Origin of the sequence: Massilia agilis, from assembly GCF_024756255.1 — a bacterium.
GTDB lineage: Bacteria > Pseudomonadota > Gammaproteobacteria > Burkholderiales > Burkholderiaceae_D > Telluria > Telluria agilis.
Genome location: NZ_JANUHB010000004.1, coordinates 354,734 through 373,649 on the forward strand (window position 1 = coordinate 354,734; position 18,916 = coordinate 373,649).

An 18,916-nucleotide genomic window follows, 5' to 3' on the forward strand; every position below is an offset into this window, starting at 1 on the left:
GAGCATTATCCAGATTCATGCCCGCGGTGTCAAGGCTGGGGAAACCAGCCGAGCCAAATATTTTACACCATATTATTCCGGTAACCCCGAAATCCGCGCCAGCAGCTCGCCGGTCGGGTTCCTGCCGAGGCAGTCGACCACGATCCGCTCGGGCATGGCTCGCAGCCAGGTCAGTTGGCGCTTGGCCAGCTGCCGGGTGGCGATGATACCCGTTTCGCGCAAGGCGTCGCGCGTGATACGTCCGTCCAGATACTCCCACGCCTGCCGGTAGCCCACGCAGCGCATCGACGGCATCGACGGCGTCAGGTCGCCGCGCGCGCGCAGCCGCGCCACCTCGGCCACCAGGCCTTCGTCGTCGCGCTCGCCCAGCATCTGGTCGAAGCGCAGCGCGATCCGCGCATGCAGCACGCTGCGGTCCGACGGCTCCAGTGCGAACGACACAAGCTCGAACGGCAGCTCCAGCTTGCCGCGCCCGGTCAGCAGCTCGGACATCGGCTTGCCCGACAGTTCAAAGATTTCCAGCGCCCGGTTGATGCGCTGCGCGTCGTTCGGCTTGAGCCGCTCGGCCGTCACCGGATCCACCGCGCGCAGCTTCTCGTGCATCCCAGGCCAGCCGATGCGTTCCGCCTCTTCCTCGATCGCCGCGCGCACCTGCGCGTCCGCCGTCGGCAGGTCGTCCAGTCCCTCGGTCAGCCCTTTGAAGTACATCATCGTGCCGCCGACCAGCAGCGGCAGGGCGCCGCGCGCGCTGATCTCGTCCACCAGCCGCAGGGTATCGGCGCGAAACTGCGCCACCGAATACGCTTCGGTCGGCTCGATGATGTCGATCAGGTGGTGCGGCACGGCCGCCAGTTCCTCGGCCGTGGGCTTGGCGGTGCCGATGTCCATGCCGCGATACACCAGCGCCGAGTCGACCGAGATGATCTCGACCGGCCGCTCGCGCGCGATCGCCAGCGCGGCAGCGGTCTTGCCGGACGCGGTCGGCCCCATGATGGCCACCGCCAGCGGTTTGCGGCTCGCAGTATTCATTGCCCGCGCAGGAAAAGCTTGTCCAGTGCCGAGATGTCGAGTTGGACCCAGGTCGGGCGCCCGTGGTTGCACTGGTCGGCGCGCTCGGTCGCTTCCATCTGGCGCAGCAGCGCGTTCATCTCCGGTACGGTGAGGATGCGGTTGGCGCGCACGGCCGTGTGGCAGGCGAGGGTGCCGAGCAGTTCGTTACGGCGCTCGATCAGCACGCGCGAGCCGCCGAATTCGCGCACGTCGCGCAGCACGTCGCGCGCCAGCGTCTGCGCGTCGGCGTTCTTGAGCAGCGTCGGCACGGCGCGCACCGCGAGCGTGGTCGGCGACATCACGGCGATGTCGAAACCCAGCGTTTTCAGCGTCTCCTGGTGCTCGTGCGCGGTGCCTACCTCCACCGCGTCGGCAAAGAAGGTCATCGGGATCAGGAGCTGCTGCACCTGCATCTCGCGTCCCTCGATCTGCGCGTCGAGCGCGTTCTTGAGCTGCTCGTACAGGATGCGCTCGTGCGCCGCGTGCATGTCCACCAGCACCAGGCCCTTGCGGTTCTGCGCCAGCACGTAGATGCCGTGCAGCTGGGCGAGCGCGAAGCCGAGCGGGTACTCTTCTTCATCCGGCATGGCCGTGCTGGAAGCGGACAGTGGCGCGGGCGCAGACGCAGGCGCGGCGCTCGCCGATTCGGCCGAGGCGAACAGCGCGCCATAGCTCTCGGTCCGCTGGGCGACACCGGGCGCGGGCGCATCCCAGCGGCTGCCGGGCGGGAAGGGCGACGGCGAGAAGGTCGAGGTCAGCTGCGCGCCAAACGAAGTCTGCTCGTGCGGGCGCTGCCATGCGCTGGCCGTGCCCTTCACTTCGGTGGCCGTGATCGGCGCCGGCACGCTGCCGTGCGCGGTGGCCGAGGTGTGCGCCAGCGCGCGCTGCACCGCGTGGAACACGAACTGGTGCACGGCGCGGCTGTCGCGAAAGCGCACCTCGATCTTCGACGGGTGCACGTTCACGTCCACCAGCGCCGGGTCCAGGTCGAGTGAGAGCACGTAGGACGGGAAGCGGTCGCCGTGCAGCACGTCCTGGTAGGCCGAGCGCACTGCGTGCAGCAGCAGTTTGTCGCGCACGAAGCGGCCGTTCACGTAGAAGAACTGGCCGTCCGCGCGCGCCTTGGATGCGGTGGGCAGGCCGATGAAACCGTGCAGGTGCAGCGGCCCGGCCGCTTCGTCCACCGGCAAGCGGGCCTCGGCGAAATCGCTGCCCACGATGTGCGCGCTGCGCTTGGCCATGTCGCTCACGTTCCAGTGGTCGATGGCCTTGCCGTTGTGGGTGAGCGTGAACGACACGTCCGGCCGCGCGAGTGCGATGCGGCGCACGACTTCGGCGCAGTGGCCGTACTCGGTCTGCTCGGACTTGAGGAACTTGCGGCGCGCGGGCGTGTTGAAGTACAGGTCCTGCACGTCGATGGTGGTGCCGAACGCGCCGGACGATGGGGACACCGATCCCAGGTGCGAGCCGACGATTTCCCACGCGTGTGGTGCGCCCGGCGTGCGCGAGGTGATCGAGACTGCGGCCACCGACGCGATCGAGGCCAGCGCTTCGCCGCGAAAACCGAGCGTGCCCACGTTCTCAAGGTCGGTGAGCGAGGCGATCTTCGAGGTCGCGTGGCGCGCGAGCGCAAGCGGCATTTCCTCGGGCGGGATGCCGCGGCCGTTGTCGGTGATGGCGATGCGCTTGACGCCGCCTTCCTCCAGCCGCACCGTGATCTGGGTGGCGCCGGCGTCGAGCGCGTTCTCGAGCAGTTCCTTGACCACGGCCGATGGCCGCTCCACCACCTCGCCGGCGGCGATTTGCGAAATCAGCTGGTCAGGCAGCTGCTGGATCGGGCGATGGGTAGGGGCGGGGGCGTTCATCGGCGGGATTATAGCTTGCTGGGCAGTCGGGAAAAACGCCGGCTAAAGCGGTTTGGCCAAAATACATCGCTTCGATGGCACGCAGGGTGGGCACTGCCGAGCTATCCTCCACGCGTCCGGGTATCGCCTGCGATGGTTGAACGCGTGGGCAGAATCTGCCCACCCTACAACGGCAGCTTCTTTACTTCTGCTCGCGCACCGGAATCGGCGCGTTGCACACGTCGATATACCCCGCCGGCACCTTGGTGAACGGGCCACCCCGGTTGCGCTGGGCCTCGACCACCGCCTGGTAGACCGGCGCCTCGGTGCGCATCACCTCGAACTTGCTGCGCTCGGCCTCTGGCACGTCCGCCGCCACCTTGATCGACTTGATGGGCGCCATCTGCTCCGGCTTCTCGTAAAAGCCCATCGGCCCGGTCCCGCGCGGCAGCACCGACAGCAGCGGCATGCCCGAGATGACACGCCCGACCACGGTCAGGTTGCGGTCCAGGTGGCGTGGCGCCTGGCCGATCGGTACATACAGCTGGGTGCCGCCGCCGCTGTCGGCATCGTTGTCGCGCGCGACCGCCACCATGCCGTAGCAGTGCAGCAGCCACGCCTGGCCCTTCTTGGGGTCGTGCCCGACCGGGAAGCCGTCCGAGTGCCCCACCTGCGGTGCGTAGCCGTCAAAATCCTTCAGGCGCGTGAAGTGCTTGTCGTTCTGGATCGGCACCGTGAACTCGGCCTTGAGCGTGGCCTTGGCCGTCTTGATCGGCCGGTGCTCCTTCACGTCGTCCGGCTCACCCCACTGCACCACCCAGTTGTCCTGCGAGCGGATCACGGCCAGCCCGTCGAAGTAGTGCTCGCGCACCAGCGCCTTGATGTTCTGCACGTGGTTCGGTGCGAACGCCGGCGCCAGCTCGATCACCACGCGTCCGGCCGGCAGCTCCATGTAGAGCGTGTTATCCGGGTCCAGCGGCCGCCAGTCGGTCGGCTTGGATGCCTTGACGATGTCCGACACGCTCGGCTTGGGTGGCGGATCGGCCGCCATCGCCGTGCCGAACGCCAGCAGCGCGCCGACCGCGCCCGCCAGCACATGATGCTTCGTTGGTGCTCCCATGCCGTCTCCTTTCGCCCGCGGGCGTTGTCGTTTGTTATTTCACGCCGGCAAATTGTAAAGGGAATGCTGACATTCAGGAAACTACTTCTGCCAATCCCCAAAAATTGCTGACGTAGCTTGCGCCAGCAGTCATTTCTCGAGCCCGACTGGTGGTATGATTCCACGCTACCTTTTAGGAAAATTATGGATCTGATGCAATTTTTCGACATGATTGTTCATGTCGATAAAACGCTGGGTTCGCTGCTCGCCCAGTACGGAACCTATGTTTACGCGGTGCTCTTTGCCATCGTGTTCTGCGAGACCGGCCTGGTCGTGCTGTTCTTCTTCCCCGGCGACACCCTGCTGTTCATCGCCGGCGCCTTCGCCGCCACCGGCGAGATGAGCTATCCGCTGCTCATTGCGCTCCTGATCACCGCGGCGGTGACGGGCAATACCCTCAATTACTGGATCGGCGAGGCCATCGGGCAACGCGTGTTCACCCACGACTACCGCTGGATCAACAAGGATGCCCTGCGCCGCACCCATGAATTTTTCGAAAAGCATGGCGGCAAGACCATCATCCTGGCGCGCTTCGTGCCGGTGGTGCGCACCTTTGCCCCGTTCGTGGCCGGCGTGTCGGACATGACGCTGGCGCGCTTCCAGCTGTTTAACTTTGCCGGCGCCGCCGCCTGGGTGGTCAGCCTCGTCACCGGCGGTTATTTCTTCGGCAATATCCCGGTCGTGCGCGACCACCTGACCGCGATCGTGCTGGTCGGCGTGGGTGCGGCCATGGTGCCGCTGGCCCTCGGTGGCATCTACAAAGTCGGCCGGAGAATGCTGAGCCGCTAAGTTTGGCTCAAGTTTTGGCCGTGCCCCGCCGTTAAGTAGGGGTAAAGCCTAACAAAGCCATTCCATGCGCCACCTGACCGCCCTGTTCGCGGGCTGCCTTGTCATGTTGACGGCAAGCGCGAACGAATCCGCTCCTGCCGCCGGCACGCCTGCCGCGTCGGGCGCCGCCGCGACCACGGCGGTCAAGCCGGCCTACGTCCCGCCCGTGCCGGCGGCCAAGCCGACCTACGTCCCGCCGATGTCGGCCGCTGCCCAGCGTGCCAAGGAAGAGCAGGCCGAGCTGGAACTGTCGCAGAAGATTGCCGAGCGCCTTGCCGAAATGCGAGCCCGCCAGAAGGCGCGCGTGGTCGCCGCGGCCAAGGCGCGCAAAGCGGCCGACGCCAGGCGCCGCCAGGAAGAGCTGGCTGCGGCCGCCGCCGCCGAGGCCAGGCGCCACCGTACCGACTGGAGCTACGAAGGCGAAACAGGCCCGGCCAACTGGTCCGCGATGAACGTGGAATGGGCCAAGTGCGCAGGTGGCAAGCGCCAGTCGCCGATCGACATCCGCGACGGCATCAAGGTGGACCTGGAGCAGATCAGCTTCGATTACCGCCCGTCGTCGTTCCGCGAGATCGACAATGGCCACACCATCGACGTGAGCGTAGAGCCGGGCAACTTCATCAACGTTGCCAACGAAACCTACGAGCTGCAGGGCTTCCACTTCCACCGCCCGTCAGAGGAGCGCATCAACGGCCGCGGCACCGAGATGGTCATGCACCTGGTGCACAAGAGCGTGCAAGGATCGCTGGCCGTGGTGGCGGTGCTGCTCGAACGCGGCAAGCAGCACAACCTGATCCAGACGGTCTGGAACAACCTGCCGCTCGAAAAGAATGCGGTGGTGGCGCCGTCGATCGTGATCAACCCGAACGACGCGCTGCCCGAGCACCGCGAGTACTACACCTACATGGGGTCGCTCACCACGCCGCCCTGCACCGAAAACGTGTTGTACCTGGTGATGAAACAGAAGATGCAGGCCTCCCCCGAGCAGATGGCGTTGTTTTCGCGCCTGTACCCGCTCAACGCGCGGCCGGTGCAGCCGGGCTTTGGTCGGGTGATCAAGGAATCGAACTGAGCGGCCAGCGGGCGACAGGGGGAACCATCGTGTTTTCACATGTGTTCATCGGCATCAACGACTTCGACAAGGCGCTGCCGTTCTACACGGCCCTGATGGCGGAGCTCGGCAATCCGCTGCGTTTCTGTGATCGCGCGCGCCCCTGGGCCGGCTGGCAATCCCATCCGGGGCCGCGTCCACTGTTCCTGATCGGTACGCCGTACGACCGCAATCCGCATGTGGCGGGGAACGGACAGATGGTTGCGTTCATGGCGAGCAACCGGGCGATTGTCCATCACGCTTACCGGGTGGCATTGGAACATGGCGGGACGTCGGAAGGCGCGCCCGGTTTGCGGCCCGAATACCACGAACACTACTACGCTGCTTACTTCAAAGACCCGGAGGGCAACAAGCTCTGCGTGGTCTGCCACGACCCGGTGTCCACGCATTAGTTGTAGGGTGGGCACTCGTGCCCACGCGTTCGCGCCGCACGCACCGCGTGGGCACCAGTGCCCACCCTACGTTGCTCTGAGCTTGTACTCGCCGCGCCACGTGCCGCCGGCCTCGAGCGTCGCCGGGCCAAGCAGGGCCGGTTCGATGCACACGAAGCGCCGGTACTCGTCGTCTTCCAGGTCCGACAGCGCTGCCGCATCGGCCGCGCCGGGATTCCACACCACCGCATCCGTAAAACCCGACTGCTCGTGGTGCAGCGCGCTGGTCCCGCTTTGCATCGCGATCAGCCCGGCGATGCCTTCGTACACCTGGTCCAGCTTGTCGCGGATGACCACCGGCTCGGCCTCCAGCCCTTCGATGCGCACGGCGGCCACATTGTCCACCAGGTGGTAGGTATGCAGCGCCGCCGCGAACGGGAACGCGGCCGCGCCGGTGTTGCGCATATCGAGCGTCATCGACAGCTCGTTGCCATGCACCGCCACGCGCAGCGCCAGCGCAAAGCGGTGCGGCCAGGCGCTGGCGAGTGCCGGTGGCAGGTCGGTCTCGTCCAGCACGAACACGGCGTAGGCGCCGCCGCTGTCCACGCCGCTGCGTTCCACGCGCCATGGCAGCACGCGGGCAAAGCCGTGGCGCATGCCGGTGCCGCGCTCGGCGAACTGCGGAAAGATGACGGGCACACCGCCGCGGATCGCTTTGCTGCCATCGAGCGCAGAGCGGCGGCTCAGGAACAGGTGCTCCTTGCCGCGCGCGCCCTTCCACGACACGACGTGGGCGCCGTACAGGGTGACGATCGCCTCGGCGCCGTCGGGCGATGCCAGGTGCACGGCCGGCAGCTGGCCGAAGGTCTCGCGCTCGGGTGAGGTCATGGTCTGTGTCCTTACGCCATCCGGCTCTTGGCCATTGGCGGGTTGGCGGCAAAGTAGCGCTTGATGCCCTTGGTGATGGCGTCGGCCAGCTGGTCCTGGTACGCATCGTCTTTGAGCCGCGCTTCTTCCTCCGGGTTCGAAATGAAGGCAGTTTCGACCAGGATCGAGGGAATGTCAGGCGCTTTCAGCACAGCGAAGCCGGCCTGCTCGACCGCGCCACGGTGCAGCCGGTTGATCCCGCCGATCTCCTTGAGCACGGCGCTGCCGAGCTTGAGGCTGTCGCTGATCTGGGCCGTGGTGGACAGGTCGAGCAGCACGCTGGCCAGCTGGCGGTCGTGGTTGGCCAGGTTCACGCCACCAATCAGGTCGGCCTTGTTCTGGTCGTTCGCAAGCCAGCGCGCCGCGCTCGAGCTCGCGCCTTTTTCGCTCAGCACGAACACCGACGAGCCGCGCGCGCTGCGCTCGACAAACGCGTCCGCGTGGATCGACACGAACAGGTCGGCCTGCACCTTGCGCGCCTTGTCCACCCGTGTGCCGAGCGGGACGAAGTAGTCGGCGTCGCGCGTGAGCATCACCCGCGTGTTCGGGTGGCCTTCCAACTTGGTCTTCAGGCGCCGCGCGACCGCCAGCACGATGTCCTTTTCGTGCACGCCGGTCGCGCCGGTCGCGCCCGGGTCCTCGCCGCCATGGCCCGGGTCGAGCGCGATGGTCACCATGCGCGTCACCTTGGGCATGTTGCAGCAGGCCATGCGCGGCTCGGCCGGCGCGGGCGTGGGCTTGACCGGCGCTGCCGGCGGCGAACCGTTGGCGCCGGCAGCCTGGGTTTCCAGCTTGCCGATCGCCTCTGGCGCGCCGGACTGGCTCTGCGGCGCCGCGTCGCCGGTGGTCCAGTCGCGCTCCTGGATCAGCGCCGCGAGCGGGTCGGCCGGCTTCATCGGATACAGGTCGAAGATCAGGCGGTGCCGGTAGCCGGCCACGGGCTCGAGCGTGAACACCTGCGGCTTGACCGCTTCCTTCAGGTCGAACACCAGGCGCACCACGTTGGGCCGGTTCTGGCCCACGCGCACCTGCTTGATGTACGGGTCGTTCGATTCGATCTTGGCGACCAGGCTCTTGAGCGTGTCGTTCAGCGCCAGGCCGTCGATGTCCACCACCAGCCGCGGCGGATCGGGCACCATGAAATGGGTGGCCTTCAGGTCGCCGTCGTTTTCCAGCGTCACGCGGGTGTAGTCCTCGGCCGGCCACACGCGCACGGCGAGGATCTGCGCGGCGCTGGCCGAGAGCGGCGCAAATACGGACAGCAGCAGCGTGCCGCCGGCCTTGAGGATTGTGCGGCGCCTGTTGGTGCTCAGCGGGTTGGTGCGAAGGAGAGGCGGTCGAGGCATAGCTGGCCCAGTTGCGACAACGCCTGCAATTCTAACGCACGGCCGGGTCCGCTCACACTCAGCAGCACGCTCACGTCGGGTGCGGGCAACACCGGCTCGCCCTTTTCGGGCCACTCGACGATGCAGACGTTGTGGCCGTCGAAGTCCTCGCGAAAGCCGGCGTCGAGGAATTCCTCGGGGCTGGACATGCGGTACAGGTCGTAGTGGATCACGCTGCCCGGCCGCCCGTCGATGGAAACGCGGTAGGGCTCGGCCAGCGTGTAGGTCGGGCTTTTCACCGTGCCCTGGTGGCCGCAGGCATGCAGCAGCGCGCGCGTGAGCGCCGTCTTGCCGGCGCCCAGGTCGCCGTGCAGGTAGATCACCAGGCCCGGCACCAGGGCGCGCGCCAGGGCCGCGCCAAAGGCCGCGGTGGCCGATTCGTCCGGCAGGTAAGCTTTGAAGTGCTGCATCGAATAGAATGTCGTGTTGATTTTGCGCCGCTGTCCTTCCCATGCCGACCCTGCCACCCGATTCTGCCGAACTTGCGCGCGCCATCAAGGCGTGGGGCGCGGAGCTGGGCTTTGCCGAAGTACGCATCGCCGACGTGGACCTGCTTGACGCCGAGGAGGGCCTGAAGGCGTGGCTGGCGGCCGGCAGCCACGGCGAGATGGATTATATGGCAAGCCACGGCATGAAGCGCGCCCGGCCGGCCGAGCTGGTGCCCGGCACCGTGCGCGCGATCATGGCGCGCATGGATTACCTGCCGGTGGACGCCGGCGACCCCTGGCGCGAGCGCGAGCTGGCGCGGCTGCGCGACCCGCAGGCCGCCGTGGTCTCGGTGTACGCGCGCGGCCGCGACTACCACAAGGTGCTGAGGAACCGCCTGCAGCAGCTGGCCGACCGCGTCAAGCACGAGATCGGCGAATACGGCTACCGCGTGTTCACCGATTCGGCGCCCGTGATGGAGCTGCCGCTGGCGCAAAAGGCGGGGCTGGGCTGGCGCGGCAAGCACACGCTGCTGCTCTCGCGCACCGCCGGCTCCACCTTCTTCATCGGCGAGATCCTGGTGGACCTGCCGCTGCCGGTGGACGAGCCCACCGGTGCCCACTGCGGCCAGTGCACGGCCTGCATCGACGCCTGCCCGACCGGCGCCATCCTCGGCCCCGGCAAGCTGGACGCGCGCCGCTGCATTTCCTACCTCACCATCGAGCTGAAAGGCCCGATCCCGCTGGAGCTGCGCCCGCTGATCGGCAACCGCATCTACGGCTGCGATGACTGCCAGCTGGTCTGCCCGTGGAACAAGTTCGCCGAGCGCGCCCAGCTGCCCGATTTCGACGAGCGCAACGGCCTGGGGAACAGCAGCATGATCGCGCTGTTCGAATGGGAGGAAGAGGAGTTCAACCGGAGGATGGAAGGCAGCCCGATCCGCCGCATCGGGCATGAGCGCTGGCTGCGCAACCTGGCCGTGGGCCTGGGCAATGCCGCCGACGGCGCCCGGGGCGACGCCGCCATCGTGGCGGCCCTGCGGGCCCGGGCGGGCCACCCGTCGGAGCTGGTGCGCGAGCACGTGCGCTGGGCGCTCGCGCGCCACGGCTCAGACTTCGATGCGCTTGGCGCGTAGCCCCGACCAGTCGCCGTCGATCGAGATCATCGCCACGGCGGTGATACCGTTTTCCTTCAGATAGGCATTGATCGAGTCGCGGTTGATATCAGTGGCCTTGGAGGCGGTCTGCTTGAGGTAGGCCACCCACAGCGAGCCCTTGTCGCCGAGCGCTTCCTTGGCCGCAGGCAAGTACTGCTCGAGCTCCTTGCGGTTCAAGGCGAACATGAGCACGACGTCGGCCGGCCCCTGGTCGACAATGATGTTCTGCGGCATCTGCGAGACCATGCCCGGGTGCACGCCGCCGTTCAAAATCAGCATGGACTTGGCGGTTCGTAAGAACATCTTGTCTGCAACTGTCTTTTCGTTCATCTGCGTTCCCTAAAGAAATGGCACCGCCGCCGAGTGGCTGCGGTGCATCGCGTTCAAATTGATTTTACAAGCCAACCCGGCGCGCACGGCTTGTCAGGATGCTAGCGTGCGCGGGTTGTTGCTACCAAGAGTAGAGCTTCACGCAACATGCGTGCCGCGGTGCGCGGGGTGCTGGGCGACGGCCGGGGCCGCCGGATGAATTGCAGTTAAGGGCTGCAGGCGCGGAACGCAAGACCTGGCGGAAATAAAATCATCGGTAGGGTGGGCTCTTGAGCCCACGCGGTTCACGCAGCGTGCCAAGGGCGGTGGGCTCGAGAGCCCACCCTACTTGAGCAGGCCAGCCAGCTCGACCGCCGTCTTCACCTGCATCTTGTCGAAAATGTGCGCGCGGTGCACCTCGACCGTGCGCATGCTGATGCCCAGCTCATCGGCCACGACCTTGTTCATCTTGCCTGCAAGAATGAGGTCAAGCACTTCGCGTTCGCGCGCCGACAGCGTGGCCAGGCGCGCACGCACGGCGGCGGCGCCGGCGGCCTGGCGCGAGGCGGCCAGCGCCTGTTCGACGCGGTCCATCAGGTCGTTGTCGTTGAACGGCTTTTCAAAGAAATCGAAGGCGCCGCGCTTGAGCGAATCGACGGCCATCGGCACGTCGCCGTGGCCGGTCAGGAAGATGACCGGCAGGCGCGGCAGCAGCCCGCGCGCGACCAGCTGGTCGAACACGGCGATCCCGTTCATGCCGGGCATGCGCACGTCCAGCAGCACGCAGTCGCCGCCGGGGTCGCCATCCCGGCCGACCACGGCAAGAAATTCCTCGCCGCTGGCATACCCGCGCGCGGCCAGCCCGCGCGACTGCGCCAGCCAGGCCAGCGCGTCGCGGATCACGTCTTCGTCGTCGACGATGTGCAGCATTTCGATTCCTTGAATTATGCCGTCGTCCCGGCGCAGGCTGGGACCCATGCTGAGTTTGCATCGACGCGACGCAAACCCAACTGGATGCCGGCGCCGTATGGGTTACGGCGGGGCCGCCGAGGATTCGCCGGAACGACGTGCCAAGGCTGACGATTGTAGCCTAGGCCGCCTGCACTTGCGCCTGCGCCGGCAAAGTAAACGTGAAGATCGTGCCGCCGCCCGGGTTGGCGCCGTGCGTCAGCGTGCCGCCATGGAATTCGATCGCCGTGCGGCAAATCGACAGTCCCATCCCCATGCCCTCGGCCTTGGTCGAGAAGAACGGCGAGAACAGGCGCTCGGCCACCTCCGGCGCGATGCCGTGGCCGCTGTCGATCACCGACACGGATACCTGCCCGTCCAGCGCCTCGGCCTCCACCCGCAGCACGCGCCGCTCCGGGGCCAGGTCCTGCATCGCTTCGATGCCGTTGCGCGTCAGGTTCAGCAGCACCTGTTCCAGCATCACGCGGTCGGCCAGCACCGGCGGCAGCTCGCGCGGGATCTGCATGCGCAGCGCCACGTAGGCCTGGCGCGCCTGCAGCTCGATCAGCGCGCGCACCCCGTCCACCACGCTGCCGATCGCCACCGGGCGCCGTTCGGGCTCGCGCTTTTTCACGAATTCGTGCACGCTCTTGATGATCTGGCCGGCGCGTTGCGCCTGCTGGCGCGCCTGCTCCAGCGCACGCCGCAGCAGGCGCGCGTTGACCGGCTCATTGAGCTCCTCGGCCCGCGCCAGCACGTTCAGCGCGCCCGCCGTGTAGCTCGAGATCGCCGCCAGCGGCTGGTTCAGCTCGTGCGCCAGCATCGACGACATCTCGCCCATGGTCGCAAGGCGCGCGCTTTCCTGCAGCTTTTCCTCCTGCTTGCGGATCAGCTCCTCGACGCGCTTGCGGTCGGTGATGTCCAGGATCGAGCTCATCCAGCCGGTCTGGCGCCCGCGGCTGTCCACCAGCGGCGCCTCGAACACCAGCACCGGCACCCGTACCCCGTCGGTGCGCTGGAACACGGTCTCGAACTGCGGCGTGATGTTGCCTGCTAGAACTTTCTCGAAGCGCTGCTCGTAGTCGGCCATCGCCTCCGGCGCCCAGTAGGGCATCGGCGGTTTCTTGCCCACCAGCTCTTCGGCCGGCAGCCCGACCATCTGGCAGAACGCCGGGTTGACATAGGTGACGCGCCCCTCCAGGTCGCGCGCGCGCAGGCCCGTGACCAGCGAATTTTCCATCGCCGTGCGAAACGCCATCTGCTGGCGCAGCGCGCCTTCGGCCGCCAGCGTGCGCGCAATGTGGCGCCACAGCGCGGCGAGCGACAGCAGCAGACCCAGCGCCAGCACGATCACCGAGCCGACCAGCAGGTTCGGCAGCAGCTTGGGTGCGCCCTTGACGCTGTCGGTGGCCAGGGTGATCGCCGCGCCCGGCAGGTCGAGCGCATGCTTGTGCGTGTACACCCCGCGCCCAGGCCCGCCGGCGCTGCGCTGCGCCACCACGCGGTCGTCGCGGTCCAGCAGCGACAGCGCGTTCTCCTGCGCAAACCACCACGGCACCGTCTCGTCCAGCAGTACCTTCAGGCTGTAGGTGGCGACCAGGCTGCCCTGGTACTGGCCGTCGCGAAACAGCGGCAGGGTGTAGTCGAGCAGCCCGTGGGTGAGGGCGGTGGCGCCGTACGGCTCGCTGTAGCGGCTGGTGTGGGTCTCGCGCGCGAGCAGGGCCGCGCTGCGCGAGGCCTCCGACAGGCCGCTGGCCGGCAACTCGGCGCCGCGCGCGGCCAGCACCCGTCCGCTGGCATCGAGCCAGACCAGCCGCTGCAGTTCATGGCCGTTCTTGAACATCTGCGCCAGCCGCGCCCGCAGGGCCTCGGGCGCGGGCGGCTTGGTGACCAGGTCGGCCCCCAGGCTGGCCAGCGCCTCTTCGTTGCGCGCCAGCTCGAAGCGCAGGGTCTGCTCGACCCACAGCGTGTCGGCGATCAGCTGCTCTTGGCGCTCGTTGCTTTCCATCTCGCGCGCCTGCCACGGCAGCCAGATCAACACTGCCAAAAAAAGCAGCACCAGCAGCACCGGCACCAGCCAGCGCCAGGGGCCGGCGCGGCCGCTGTCAGCGTTGCCGGCCGGCTGCCATAGCGGAAAAATGTTTTTCATGCAATGAAGATGAAGCGATTTTCAACTAAACGGGTATTGTGGAAGTCCACAATTGCGATGCAGAATGGGTGCAAGCAGACTGTACGGATAAAGTAGTAAAAAAAATACCCACCCCCAAGAGGAGACAACATGAAACTCAAGGCCCTCGTCGTGGCTTTCGCCGCGGCTGCCAGCTTCAACGCCGCCTGGGCACAGGCTCCCATCGTCATCAAGTTCAGCCACGTGGTCGCGACCGACACGCCGAAAGGCCAGGCCGCCGAGCGCTTCAAGGAACTGGCCGAGAAGATGACCAAAGGCCGCGTCAAGGTCGAAGTCTATCCGAACAGCCAGCTCTACAAGGACAAGGAAGAGATGGAAGCGCTGCAGCTGGGCGCGGTCCAGATGCTGGCCCCCTCGCTGGCCAAGTTCGGCCCGCTGGGCGTGAAGGAATTCGAAGTCTTCGACCTGCCGTACATCTTCCCGACCAAGGCCTCGCTGTACTCCGTGACCGAAGGCCCGATCGGCAAGGGCCTGCTGCAAAAGCTGGAACCGAAAGGCATCACGGGCCTGGCGTACTGGGACAACGGCTTCAAGGACATGTCGGCCAATAAGCCGCTGCACGCCCCGGGCGACTTCCGCGGCCTGAAGATGCGTATCCAGTCGTCCAAGGTGCTCGACGCGCAGATGCGCGCACTGGGCGCGAACCCGCAGGTGCTGGCGTTCTCGGAAGTGTATCAGGCCTTGCAGACTGGCGTGGTCGACGGTACCGAAAACCCGCCGTCGAACATGTACACCCAGAAGATGCATGAGGTGCAAAAGCACCTGACGATCTCGAACCATGGCTACCTGGGCTATGCGGTGATCGTCAACAAGAAGTTCTGGGATGGCCTGCCGGCCGACGTGCGCGCCGCGCTGGAAAAAGCGATGGCCGAAGCCACCACCTACGAGAAAGCCATTGCCCAGCGTGACAACGACATGGCGCTGGCCGCGATCAAGAAGGCGGGCAAGACCACCGTGTACGAGCTGAACGCCAAGGAACAGGCTGAATGGCGCAAGGCCATGCTGCCGGTGCACAAGCAGATGGAAAGCCGCATCGGCGCCGACCTGATCAAGGCGATCTACAAAGAAACCGCCAAGTAATTCGGTAGGGTGGGCGGGTCTCCCGCCCACGCGTCCAACCGGTGCGTGTCATGCCGCAAGGTTGGCCACGGCTGCCTGAACGCGTGGGGCGAAGCTGGGCAACGCCCAGCTGAGCGACCCGCCCACCCTACGTTCGTTTCCCCCAAAAGGATCCCCATGAAATTCCTCGATCGCCTCGAAGAGTGGATCATCGCGTCCCTGATGGGCGTGGCCACTCTCGTGATCTTCGTGGCGGTGGTGCACCGCTACCTGTCCGGCTTGCCGATTCCCGGCGTGCAGGACTACCTCATCAGCATCAACATGAGCTGGGCACAGGAGCTGTGCATCTACATGTTCGTGTGGATGGCCAAGTTCGGCGCCGCTTACGGCGTGCGTACCGGCATCCACGTCGGCGTCGACGTGCTGATCAACCGCCTGTCCGACAAATGGCGCAACAAGCTGATCGTCGTTGGCCTGCTGGCCGGCGCCCTGTTCACCGGCATCATCGGCACCCTCGGCGCCATCTTCGTCAACGGCATGCGCCACACCAGCTCGATCTCGCCGGACCTGGAATGGCCGATGTGGATCGTGTACATGGCCGTGCCGCTCGGCTCGTACCTGATGTGCTTCCGCTTCCTGCAGGTGACCTGGCAGTTCATCAAGCACGGCGAATTGCCGAAGCACGACCATTCCCACGTTGAAGGCCTGGAAGACGAAATCGCAGAAGCACGGGAGCACGCAGTATGAACGCCACTATTATCTTTGTGATCCTGATCCTGTTCATGCTCACGGGCATGCCGGTCTCGATCTCGCTCGGCCTGACCGTGCTGACCTTCCTGTTCACGATGACCTCGGTGCCGATCGAATCGGTGGCCATGAAGCTGTTCACCGGCATCGAGAACTTCGAGATCATGTCGATCCCGTTCTTCATCCTGGCGGGTAACTTCCTGACCCACGGCGGTGTCGCGCGGCGCATGATCAACTTCGCCACCTCGATGGTCGGCCACTGGCACGGCGGCCTGGCGTTGGCTGGCGTGCTGGCCTGTGCGCTGTTCGCGGCGGTGTCGGGCTCCAGCCCGGCCACGGTGGTGGCGATCGGCTCGATCATCATGCCGGCCATGGCCAAGCAGGGCTATCCCAAGCGCTTTGGCGCCGGCGTCGTTACCACCTCGGGCGCGCTGGGCATCCTGATCCCGCCGTCGATCGTGATGGTGATGTACTCGGTGACCACCAACACCTCGGTCGGCAAGCTGTTCATGGCCGGCGTGGTGCCGGGCCTGCTGCTGGCCGCGCTGCTCGGCCTGACCACCTGGTTCCTGGCCCGCAAGCACAACTACCCGCGCATGAAGCGCGCCACCTGGGGCGAGCGCTTTGACGCTTTCCGCAAGAGCGCGTGGGGCCTGGTGCTGATCGTGATCGTGATGGGCGGCATCTACACCGGCATGTTCACCCCGACCGAGGCGGCGGGCATGGCGGCCGTGTATGCCTTCTTCATCGCCGTGTTCGTGTACAAGGACCTGAAGCTCAAGCAGGTCGGCAAGGTGCTGCTCGATTCGGCGGCGATGTCGGCGATGCTGTTGTACATCATCACCAACGCCGTGCTGTTCTCGTTCTTGATGACCAGCGAAAACGTGCCGCAGGCAATGGCCAGCTGGCTGACCAGCCAGGGCCTGGGCCAGATCGCCTTCCTGCTGGTGGTGAACGTGCTGCTGCTGTTGGCAGGCAACGTGATGGAACCGTCGTCGATCGTGCTGATCATGGCCCCGATCCTGTTCCCGGTCGCGGTGCAGCTGGGGATCGACCCGATCCACTTCGGCATTCTGATCGTGGTGAACATGGAGGTGGGCATGTGCCACCCGCCGGTGGGCCTGAACCTGTACGTGGCGTCCGGCATCACGAAGATGGGTATCTCGGAGCTGACGGTGGCGGTGATGCCGTGGCTGCTGACGATGCTTGGTTTCCTGGCGCTGATCACGTATGTACCGCAGATCTCGCTGTGGTTGCCTAACCTCATGCAGTAATGGTAATTTTTTTGTCTCCGTTGCAAAAAATGATCACTTCCGGTGCAAGCTGCGTTATCATGTGGCACCCTCGGCGGTGAAATGCACTCGCCGAAGGCATCACGAGCAGGCTTTTTTGGGGAGTAAAGAAAAGAACCGGTAGTCAATACCGGAGAAATCGAGGAGACACTGCGTTTTACAGTATGCCGACGGACACCGATCGGCCGGGAACGTGGAACAGAATTCGAAGCGCACCGCAAGGTGCGCTTTTTTTTATTCTGCACCTCTCCAACTGAGTAGGGTGGGCTCTCGAGCCCACGCGTGCACACGCGCCGCTTATTGGACGGCGTGGGCTCAAGAGCCCACCCTACGCGATCCTTTTTTTTCCGGTGGCACAGCGCTACACTGTGGCGATGAACACACAACAAGGCAGCGAGATCTTCAGCGCGATCGTCGCCGCGCCGTTCGGCGCAATGGGCATCCGCACCGAGGGCGCGTGCGTGCGCGAGCTGGTGTACCTGCCGCCGCACTTTCACGAAAAAGCGCCGCAGGACGCGCTGTCCGAGCAGGCGTGCGAACAGGTGCTGCGCTATTTCGACGACCCCGATTTCGTGTTCAGCCTCCCGCTGCTGGACAAGGGCAGCGCCTTCCAGCGCCGCGTGTGGGACGCGATCAGCGCCATCCCGCGCGGCGTGGTGCGCACCTATGGCCAGCTGGCCAAGGAAATCGGCTCGGCGCCGCGCGCGGTGGGCCAGGCCTGCGGCGCCAACTGGTATCCGCTGATCATTCCCTGCCACCGGGTGACCGCCGCCGGCGGCCTGGGGGGCTTTTCCAACCACGACGACGAGAACGGCTTCCACCTGTCGGTGAAACGCTGGCTGCTCAAGCACGAAGGCGTGTCGCAAGCTCCATGGCAGCAGCAGTCGATCTGGCCCTGATCGACGAGTTCTGCGACACCCTCTGGCTGGAGCAGGGGCTGGCGAAGAATTCGCTCGACGCCTACCGGCGCGACCTGCGCCTGTTCGCGCGCTGGCTCGAGGTCAAGCGTCCCGGCCGCGGCCTGCTGTCGGTGCAGCCCGAGGACCTGGCCGGCTATTTCGCCGACCGCCACGAGCAGTCCAAGCCCAGTTCGGCCAACCGGCGCCTCTCGGTGCTCAAGCGCTTCTACCAGCTCGCGCTGCGCCAGAACAAGGTGGCGGCCGACCCCTGCCTGCAGATGGCCTCGGCCAAGCAGCCGGCGCGCTTCGTGCACACGCTCACCGAAGGCGAGGTCGAGGCCCTGCTGGCGGCGCCGGATGTCTCGACCCCTTTGGGCCTGCGCGAACGGACCATGCTCGAACTGATGTACGCGAGCGGCCTGCGCGTGTCCGAGCTGGTCACGCTCAAGCTTGTTGAACTGAGCCTGAACGATGGCGTGCTGCGCATCACCGGCAAGGGCAGCAAGACCCGGCTGGTGCCGTTCGGCGAACAGGCGCGGCTGTGGATCGAGCGCTACCTGAAGCAGGCGCGCGGCGTCATCCTCGACGGCCAGATTGACGACGCCTTGTTCGTCACCGGACGCGGCGCGCCGATGACGCGCCAGATGTTCTGGGTGATCATCAAGAAGCACGCGGCCAGGGCTGGCATCAAGGCGCCGCTGTCGCCGCACACGCTGCGCCATGCGTTCGCGACCCACTTGCTGAACCACGGGGCCGACCTGCGCGTCGTGCAGTTGCTCCTTGGCCACTCCGATATTTCGACCACCCAGATCTACACCCACGTCGCGCGCGAACGGCTCAAGCGCCTGCATGCGCAGCACCATCCGCGTGGTGGCTCAAATGCCTGAACAGTAAACGCGCTATATTAAGACCGTAGCGCCCAATTCATGACCGACGAGGTGATCATGGCCAGGACAAACTTCCAGTACGAAAAGCGTCAGCGGGAGTTGGAAAAGAAGCGCAAGGCCGAGGAAAAGGCCAAGCGCAAGGCGGAGGCCAAGCACCAACGGCCGGCCGCCGGGCAGGAGCAGGGCGATGATCCGGCAGCTGCCGGCGAAGCGGTGACGCCCGAGGGTGACGAGCAGGAATAGCGCATCGCCCGGCGAAACAATTTTTCGCCAACCACCCGTCGCCCCGGCGCAGGCCGGGGCCCATGCTGAGTTTGCAGCAATGCGGCG

General features: G+C 66.1%; 19 protein-coding genes. 10 read left to right on the forward strand and 9 right to left on the reverse strand.

Annotated features, from left to right (window positions below; translation table 11 throughout):
• Nucleotides 1-72 precede the first annotated feature (72 nt).
• The 3 genes from miaA to NX774_RS18245 all read right to left on the reverse strand — a co-directional run bounded on the left by miaA (nt 73) and on the right by NX774_RS18245 (nt 4,014).
• A complete protein-coding gene (miaA, locus tag NX774_RS18235; protein WP_258823684.1) occupies nt 73-1,029 on the reverse strand; it encodes a tRNA (adenosine(37)-N6)-dimethylallyltransferase MiaA in 957 nt (318 codons plus the stop codon).
• On the reverse strand, nt 1,026-2,915 hold the full coding sequence (gene mutL, locus NX774_RS18240) for a DNA mismatch repair endonuclease MutL (RefSeq protein ID WP_258823685.1): 1,890 nt from the start codon (nt 2,913-2,915) through the stop codon (nt 1,026-1,028). Before mutL ends, miaA begins: the two co-directional genes overlap by 4 nt.
• A 181-nt stretch (nt 2,916-3,096) precedes the next feature.
• Entirely contained in the window at nt 3,097-4,014 is a 918-nt protein-coding gene (locus NX774_RS18245) for a peptidylprolyl isomerase (protein ID WP_258823686.1), read from the reverse strand.
• A gap of 183 nt (nt 4,015-4,197) precedes the next feature.
• Here NX774_RS18245 and NX774_RS18250 point away from each other — a divergent pair, with 183 nt between their 5' ends.
• From NX774_RS18250 to NX774_RS18260, 3 genes are all read left to right on the forward strand, one after another.
• Nucleotides 4,198-4,842 (forward strand): VTT domain-containing protein, encoded by a 645-nt coding sequence (locus NX774_RS18250; protein ID WP_258823687.1) that lies wholly within the window; start codon nt 4,198-4,200, stop codon nt 4,840-4,842.
• A 64-nt stretch (nt 4,843-4,906) separates the two neighbouring features.
• Nucleotides 4,907-5,953, forward strand: a complete 1,047-nt coding sequence (locus NX774_RS18255) for a carbonic anhydrase (RefSeq protein WP_258823688.1) — start codon at nt 4,907-4,909, stop codon at nt 5,951-5,953.
• Nucleotides 5,954-5,982: 29 nt separating this feature from the next.
• Entirely contained in the window at nt 5,983-6,384 is a 402-nt protein-coding gene (locus NX774_RS18260) for a VOC family protein (protein ID WP_258823689.1), read from the forward strand.
• 66 nt (nt 6,385-6,450) lie between these two features.
• Here the strand turns inward: NX774_RS18260 and NX774_RS18265 are convergent, their stop codons facing one another.
• From NX774_RS18265 to tsaE, 3 genes are read right to left on the reverse strand one after another with little or no spacing between them, the layout of a single operon-like run.
• Entirely contained in the window at nt 6,451-7,251 is an 801-nt protein-coding gene (locus tag NX774_RS18265) for an aldose epimerase family protein (RefSeq protein WP_258823690.1), read from the reverse strand.
• Between the two features lie 11 nt (nt 7,252-7,262).
• Nucleotides 7,263-8,636, reverse strand: coding sequence for an N-acetylmuramoyl-L-alanine amidase (locus tag NX774_RS18270; protein ID WP_258823691.1), 1,374 nt, complete (start codon nt 8,634-8,636; stop codon nt 7,263-7,265).
• Nucleotides 8,600-9,085 (reverse strand): tRNA (adenosine(37)-N6)-threonylcarbamoyltransferase complex ATPase subunit type 1 TsaE, encoded by a 486-nt coding sequence (gene tsaE / locus NX774_RS18275; RefSeq protein ID WP_258823692.1) that lies wholly within the window; start codon nt 9,083-9,085, stop codon nt 8,600-8,602. Before tsaE ends, NX774_RS18270 begins: the two co-directional genes overlap by 37 nt.
• Before the next feature lie 41 nt (nt 9,086-9,126).
• Between tsaE and queG the strand changes: the two genes are divergently transcribed.
• A complete protein-coding gene (gene queG / locus NX774_RS18280) occupies nt 9,127-10,236 on the forward strand; it encodes a tRNA epoxyqueuosine(34) reductase QueG (protein WP_258823693.1) in 1,110 nt (369 codons plus the stop codon).
• Here the strand turns inward: queG and NX774_RS18285 are convergent.
• The 3 genes from NX774_RS18285 to NX774_RS18295 all read right to left on the reverse strand — a co-directional run bounded on the left by NX774_RS18285 (nt 10,210) and on the right by NX774_RS18295 (nt 13,663).
• Complete coding sequence (locus NX774_RS18285; RefSeq protein WP_258823694.1) at nt 10,210-10,560, reverse strand: DUF3052 domain-containing protein; 351 nt, start codon at nt 10,558-10,560, stop codon at nt 10,210-10,212. The two genes, queG and NX774_RS18285, sit on opposite strands and share 27 nt — an antisense overlap.
• 351 nt (nt 10,561-10,911) lie before the next feature.
• Nucleotides 10,912-11,496: a response regulator transcription factor gene (locus NX774_RS18290; protein WP_258823695.1), complete on the reverse strand. Its 585-nt coding sequence runs from the start codon at nt 11,494-11,496 to the stop codon at nt 10,912-10,914.
• Nucleotides 11,497-11,656: 160 nt separating this feature from the next.
• Nucleotides 11,657-13,663, reverse strand: coding sequence for a sensor histidine kinase (locus NX774_RS18295; RefSeq protein ID WP_258823696.1), 2,007 nt, complete (start codon nt 13,661-13,663; stop codon nt 11,657-11,659).
• Between the two features lie 129 nt (nt 13,664-13,792).
• On the opposite strand from NX774_RS18295, the gene NX774_RS18300 reads away from it, so the two are divergent.
• From NX774_RS18300 to NX774_RS18325, 6 genes are all read left to right on the forward strand, one after another.
• Nucleotides 13,793-14,782: a TRAP transporter substrate-binding protein gene (locus NX774_RS18300; RefSeq protein ID WP_258823697.1), complete on the forward strand. Its 990-nt coding sequence runs from the start codon at nt 13,793-13,795 to the stop codon at nt 14,780-14,782.
• 156 nt (nt 14,783-14,938) lie between these two features.
• Nucleotides 14,939-15,508 (forward strand): TRAP transporter small permease, encoded by a 570-nt coding sequence (locus NX774_RS18305; RefSeq protein ID WP_258823698.1) that lies wholly within the window; start codon nt 14,939-14,941, stop codon nt 15,506-15,508.
• The gene (locus NX774_RS18310) at nt 15,505-16,782 is read left to right on the forward strand and encodes a TRAP transporter large permease (protein WP_258823699.1); all 1,278 of its coding nucleotides are present in this window, start codon (nt 15,505-15,507) and stop codon (nt 16,780-16,782) included. The genes NX774_RS18305 and NX774_RS18310 overlap by 4 nt, the downstream gene beginning before the upstream one ends.
• A gap of 392 nt (nt 16,783-17,174) precedes the next feature.
• Nucleotides 17,175-17,699: a methylated-DNA--[protein]-cysteine S-methyltransferase gene (locus NX774_RS18315; protein ID WP_258823700.1), complete on the forward strand. Its 525-nt coding sequence runs from the start codon at nt 17,175-17,177 to the stop codon at nt 17,697-17,699.
• Nucleotides 17,672-18,586, forward strand: coding sequence for a site-specific tyrosine recombinase XerD (xerD, locus tag NX774_RS18320; RefSeq protein WP_258823701.1), 915 nt, complete (start codon nt 17,672-17,674; stop codon nt 18,584-18,586). The genes NX774_RS18315 and xerD overlap by 28 nt, the downstream gene beginning before the upstream one ends.
• 39 nt (nt 18,587-18,625) lie before the next feature.
• Complete coding sequence (locus tag NX774_RS18325) at nt 18,626-18,829, forward strand: hypothetical protein (protein WP_370660447.1); 204 nt, start codon at nt 18,626-18,628, stop codon at nt 18,827-18,829.
• The last annotated feature ends 87 nt before the right edge of the window (nt 18,830-18,916 follow it).